General features: G+C 32.5%; 2 protein-coding genes and 2 pseudogenes. All 4 read left to right on the plus strand.

Annotated features, from left to right (window positions below; genetic code table 11):
* The first annotated feature begins 615 nt into the window (after positions 1-615).
* Positions 616-1713 (plus strand): annotated as a pseudogene (locus IEV18_RS16345) (ISLre2 family transposase).
* A gap of 488 nt (positions 1714-2201) precedes the next feature.
* Positions 2202-2681 (plus strand): DUF6323 family protein, encoded by a 480-nt coding sequence (locus tag IEV18_RS16350; RefSeq protein ID WP_041844659.1) that lies wholly within the window; start codon positions 2202-2204, stop codon positions 2679-2681.
* Complete coding sequence (locus IEV18_RS16355) at positions 2672-4108, plus strand: DUF6179 domain-containing protein (protein WP_188393430.1); 1437 nt, start codon at positions 2672-2674, stop codon at positions 4106-4108. The genes IEV18_RS16350 and IEV18_RS16355 overlap by 10 nt, the downstream gene beginning before the upstream one ends.
* A 54-nt stretch (positions 4109-4162) precedes the next feature.
* A pseudogene (locus IEV18_RS16360) lies at positions 4163-4741 on the plus strand (class I SAM-dependent methyltransferase); the annotation flags it as partial.
* Positions 4742-4985 lie beyond the last annotated feature (244 nt).

Below are 4985 nucleotides of genomic sequence, written 5' to 3' on the forward strand. Positions count from 1 at the left end.
AGCGAAAATAAAAACAGCTTAGGGGAACCTCGAATTTCCCCTAAGCCATCCGATTACATATTACCAAATAATGTCACTAAAATTTATTCACCAACACCATTTGACAAAGAACCAATATTTTACACTCTCCTTTCTTAGTAAATGAGTAAATAGGTTTATAAAAATTGAACAGAAAAATTATTAATTTAGAATAGGGGATGAAAAAGTACAAACAAAATAAAGGTGAAGAACACTCTATTTTGATATCTAAATAATATTGGATAAATATTATGAATGAATAGGAATTAAATATTGGGAGATTATCTATATTCTCTCCATGAGGGAGAATCTATTAAAAGGGAGAATGTTATCCGAATATTCAGTTGGTTGCATTTTGAAGTATGAGTAAAATGTTTATAGGCAAATAAAAATAAAAAACATTAATTTTAGTTTTTTTGGGCAACAAATTTAATCCCTGGTTTTTTTCGAAATGGACGTGCTTTTTGTCCATTTTTGAAAAAACCAGGGTTAGCAAGCGAAGAGCGGTAGAATTATTTTTAATTTTGCCATAGAAAAGAGAGCCAACTTCTTGTATATTTAAAGTGACTAAACCCCAAAAGACAAGGAGTGGCTCTCATGAATAAATTTAACACATCCAAGCTGAGTTTAAAAGAACTAGAGACTGAATTATTTCAACAGTTACAAGAAGAATATTCCGAAATCATGAAAAAGCTATTAATGGACATGGATACTGAATTAATGGAAAGTCGGGATAAGAAGTGTCTTCGGCATGTAGGAAAACGAAACGTTCAAATTGATACCATCTTTGGGTCCGTCTTCTTTGATCGCAATTATTATTTCAATCGGAATACCAGTGAGTATGTGCATCTATTAGATTAGCAGCTCAATTTTAATGGTGCTTCAGGGGCTAGCCCGTTCATAGAGCAATTGGGAATTGAAATGGCAATAGAAGGCCCATCCTATCGCTCAGCAGCGGATAACCTTGAGAAAATTGCAGGCTATCGTGTGGTTAGGCATGAATGGCTTCGCCAAAAATTACTGGAGATTTCTTTACCAACAAAAAGCGATCATATTACAAACCGTGTATTGTTTATTCAAGTCGACGGATTACATGTTTCCCGTCAAAGAAGTCATCGAAAATCAAAGGAAGAAAAAATGGTTGCCGTCCACCAAGGGTGGTCAGTAAATGGTGAGCGTGTATCGTTGATACATAAACGTCATTTCCATCATGAAACAGACGAGCCATTTTGGGAGGCAGTTGAACACTTTCTTTATGACACGTTTAAGTATGATCCGATGGTCCATCTCCTAGTTATCAATGGTGACCAAGCTTCTTGGATTCAAGATGCCAAGGACTACTTTGGAAAAAATGCTTACGTCATCGTTGACCGTTATCATATTGCGAAGGAAATCAAAACTATCTTTAGAGGTCACCCGAGAAAAAATGCGATCCAACGCGCTTTTCTTGATTATAATTTTGACCAATTAATTGTTGAATTAAATACAGCGATGGGAACACTACCTACCCTGGAATTGGAAGAAGCTGCAGAAAAACTTCTAACCCAAATTGAAAACAACCCAGATGCATTTAAAGACTATCGAAAATGGCTTGAAGCCAAAGGCATGCGTCGGTTGGGTAATGCAGAAAGTCCTATGCGTGTTATGGCAAGGCGTATGAAGAATGGAACTAGTTGGAGCGATTTAGGGGCGTGACAAATGATTCGGGGATTGATATCAAAGCATGATCGATTAACAGTTCATATCAATTATGGATTCGATGAATCCGTAAATATTGAAGATAAACAAGAGAATAAAAAGAGTTATAAAAAAAAAGTTAGAAAGACTGTCAAAGAGAGTGTTCGAAACAACGTGCCTTATATTTAACGCAGTCTATTGGGAAACCAATTACACAAGCTCTCAGGGGACTACAAGGAGTGTGACGGAATTTTCAACACACTAAAATTCTGCAGGTATGTCAAAAACAGAATTCACAAAAAGTTGGCGCTCGATTTTTGGCAACAAAAATCATTGCCCACAAAAACTTGACTCACTCCATTTTGAAATAAGAATTGACAGCCGGGTAAAAAAGGAATATAATAGCATTCCTTTAAAAAATAAAATAATCCAATTATAACAATATCATATTTTAGATTAAAAGTCAATAGTTGAATGTGGGTTTTTATCAAAAGGAGGAAGAGCACATGCTATTGCCTCAGTTTTTTCAATCCTTAGATATATCGATTTTAGAGAAATATACAGATGAAGTATTAAAAGTAAATGAAAAAACTAAACAATATGGATTGGTGCTCACTAGTAATGAAATAAAGGACATGATTATTTCTAGAAATCAAATACTTTATAACTATGGTCGAGTGGAAACGGATATTAGTGTAATTAAAGAATTAGCAGAGGTGTTTTGTACTTCCCCTTATATCGATAATAAGAATTATCAATTGACACTTAATGAATTACAAGAGATATTTTATTACATGAAAAATGAAACCGAAGATCGTATCAGTGACTCTCAATTGGTAGATATTATAAGGGAATACTTCGACGGTGTTTGTGGTGGGTCATTGGAGCTTTTAAAAAGCAAGCTTGATGAATTTGCACAAAGGTTTAGAAGTGATGTTCGATTTAGAAAGTCTGTATTTGAGGGGGATGAGCATTTGTGGGATTAGAAAAACAACATAATGATTTGTTGTTAGTAAAACAGAAAAAGATAAATAACATTCAACTATTACGAAATCAATATACAATATCTTTATTAAACGTAGGATTAAGGGAAGGATTACTCAATAGTCAAGAAATGTATGAAGTTCAAATACAATTAATGCAGATTTTAAAGGAGTCAATCAGGAGGTACACAAGAGAAGAGAGCTCTTCAATTAGTTCTGATGTGGCTGAGGAAATTTTAACTTCCATATTATATGCGGTAGATGCTTTTTTGTTTCAGTTAGGTGATCCGGAAAATGCTATCAACTTTGTTAAAAAAAACAATATGGAAATCACATATGAACAGGGAGTAAAGATAGTTAAGGATTGTCTTGAGGAGACGAGAGCTCTTTTTAAGGAGATAAGAAATAATAAATTAGATGTTGCTGTTGATTCTTATAATATAACAATCGATGAATCCATACCTTTATTTCTAAAAAAATATGAAGTCGTTTTTGATGCACATAATACAATGGCTAGCATTGATTATCCGTTAGCAATTGATGATATGACTATTCAAGGTGTTTATTATCTTAAACAATATTTAACCTATTTAAAAATTGAAACAGAATTTTGCCAAATGTTTAACCAAGATGATCTTCGAGATCTTTTAGTTAATTATGGGAGAATGTGTGGGTTTGACTACCGAATTGAGTTATTTAATATATTTGAGTTAGTGTTAAATAATGCAGTTTTTTCTGTTTTATCAGGAGAATTACCTAGTAGAATAAGAATCTCGGTACAACAATATAAGGAGATAAAGAATCTATTTAGTAATATAAGTGATAGTCAAATACAATTGATTATTTTAGAAGCTGTAGAAAAATTACTCCATCATTTTAATATTAGTGATTCTCTAATGTCATATTATATAAAACAATGTGGAATAAATTTGGCAAAGAGGTTAAAAAGTGTTGTTAAGCATAACCGTCTGCAAACAGTGGTTATCTTAGAACAAGAATTGAAAACTCCTCCTTTAACCACCTTTAACGCATCCGATAGAATGAGCGATCATCGATTTCGGTTATTAATTGAGAAAATCATGAATTGTGAAAAGTCAGTGGATAAGATTGATATAATTCGGACAAATTTTCATTCCCTTCATGATTATATCGATATACTTAATACCGATTGTTTATTGAACGATGAATATGAAGAACTTTTTAAGACTTTTGGTGATGTAGAACTAGCTATCTTGACAAAAATAGTGTTCTATGAAGAATTAAGAAATAATTCTATATACCTTTCTTCACCTAATATTAGAAAAAGGGAGATTGAAAGTGAATGGCAGGATCAATTTATTAAATTTATAAACAAAATTCATCCAAGTAGAAAATCAGTTATTCAGCAATATGTTTATGAAATTGATTATGAAGAAATTAGCTTTTATTAATTTAGATGGAAGATTGTCTTGTTTTATCACTATTTTAATGGAGGCGATTATTACATGAAACAAAATGAATCAAGTTTAACTTCATTAATATCAGCTTTTGGTAGAGCTTACCATAGTCAATTCGATACACCAAAAATTTTTGATGATTTTATAGCTAAAGACTTAATTTCACAAAAAGAATATCATGACATTAAAAAGAATATGGTTCAAGGCATTCAGTTCTTTAACAAAGAAATTGCGAAAAAATATAAAGGTAATCCGGAGGAAATTTTAAAATGGATTACACAAGTTCAGTTATCACCGACACCTTTAGCACGTGCTGCGTATTGCGAAAATGTATTACAAAATGAAATTAAATTTGGGGTAAAGCAATATGTCATACTCGGGGCAGGCTTAGATACTTTTTGTTTACGACACCCTGAATTGGAAAACACTCTTGAAATATTTGAAATTGATCATCCATTTACACAGGAATTTAAAGTACAAAGATTGGTTGAAGTTGATTTAAAAATACCGAAGAATCTTCATTTTATTCCGATGGATTTCACGAAAATATTTTCGTACGAAAAACTTTTTGGGAAGGGCTTTAGCTATGAAAAAACATTTATTAGTTTACTGGGTGTATCTTATTACACTAGCATTGCATAAATATAGTTGGAATATTCCGTAAATAATTTTCTCATAAATTAAGCCAAAAAGTCAAAGTCCAACTAAAGGTGGCTTTATCCATTTTTTGAAAATTATATACAGTTCATCCAAAAGGAACAACGACATTTGCCTTTGTTATGGAACGGCTTTTTTCTCAAACCTTCGCAGCCAAATGTAAGCTGGCTTCCATAATGCTGCCTTTAACCAGCGGCTAATTCGAAGCAGCGAC

This window comes from Compostibacillus humi, from assembly GCF_014637175.1.
Classification (GTDB): domain Bacteria; phylum Bacillota; class Bacilli; order Bacillales; family Amphibacillaceae; genus Oceanobacillus; species Oceanobacillus humi.